Annotated in this window: 1 rRNA gene; it reads left to right on the top strand. The window is 54.6% G+C overall.

Going from position 1 to position 1,237, the window contains the following annotated elements:
• Nucleotides 1-1,164 (top strand): 23S ribosomal RNA (locus NQ034_RS16030); the annotation flags it as partial.
• Between the last annotated feature and the right edge of the window lie 73 nt (nt 1,165-1,237).

The following is a 1,237-nucleotide window of genomic DNA, read 5'->3' as shown; positions in this document are numbered from 1 at the left end:
CGGTCTGATGTGTGTGTGGTGGCCGCAGAGACCAGGGAGAAGCGACTGTTTACTAAAAACACAGGTCCGTGCGAAGCTGTAAGGCGATGTATACGGACTGACGCCTGCCCGGTGCTGGAAGGTTAAGAGGACCTGTTAAACCCTTCGGGGTTGAAGCGGAGAATTTAAGCCCCAGTAAACGGCGGTGGTAACTATAACCATCCTAAGGTAGCGAAATTCCTTGTCGGGTAAGTTCCGACCTGCACGAATGGCGTAACGACTTCTCTGCTGTCTCAACCGCGAACTCGGCGAAATTGCATTACGAGTAAAGATGCTCGTTACGCGCAGCAGGACGGAAAGACCCCGAGACCTTCACTATAGTTTGGTATTGGTGTTCGGTGTGGCTTGTGTAGGATAGGTGGGAGACTGTGATCCGGCATCGCTAGGTGTTGGGGAGTCGTTGTTGAAATACCACTCTGGCCATTCTGGATTCCTTAACTTCGGACCCTGATCGGGTTCAGGGACAGTGCCTGATGGGTAGTTTAACTGGGGCGGTTGCCTCCTAAAGAGTAACGGAGGCGCCCAAAGGTTCCCTCAGCCTGGTTGGCAATCAGGTGTCGAGTGTAAGTGCACAAGGGAGCTTGACTGTGAGACGGACGTGTCGAGCAGGAGCGAAAGCTGGGACTAGTGACCCGGCCGTGGATTGTGGAATCGCGGTCGCTCAACGGATAAAAGGTACCTCGGGGATAACAGGCTGATCTTGCCCAAGAGTCCATATCGACGGCATGGTTTGGCACCTCGATGTCGGCTCGTCGCATCCTGGGGCTGGAGTTGGTCCCAAGGGTTGGGCTGTTCGCCCATTAAAGCGGTACGCGAGCTGGGTTTAGAACGTCGTGAGACAGTTCGGTCCCTATCCGCTGCGTGCGTTGGAGATTTGAGAAGGGCTGTCCTTAGTACGAGAGGACCGGGACGGACGAACCTCTGGTGTGCCAGTTGTTCTGCCAAGGGCATGGCTGGTTTGCTACGTTCGGGAGGGATAACCGCTGAAAGCATCTAAGTGGGAAGCCTGCTTCGAGATGAGGTCTCCTTTAAGGTGTCCTAGAGATGATGGGGTTGATAGGCCAGGTGTGGAAGCGGAGTGATTCGTGGAGCTGACTGGTACTAATACACCGTTCACTCACCCAAACAACACGACTCGGTGGGACTGTGGTCTTGTCGGGGTGTGTGGTGGGTTGGGTAACACGAGTAACAACAACGA

Source organism: Brevibacterium moorei (assembly GCF_024580735.1).
Classification (GTDB): domain Bacteria; phylum Actinomycetota; class Actinomycetes; order Actinomycetales; family Brevibacteriaceae; genus Brevibacterium; species Brevibacterium moorei.
This window is presented reverse-complemented; position numbering and strand designations above follow the sequence as displayed.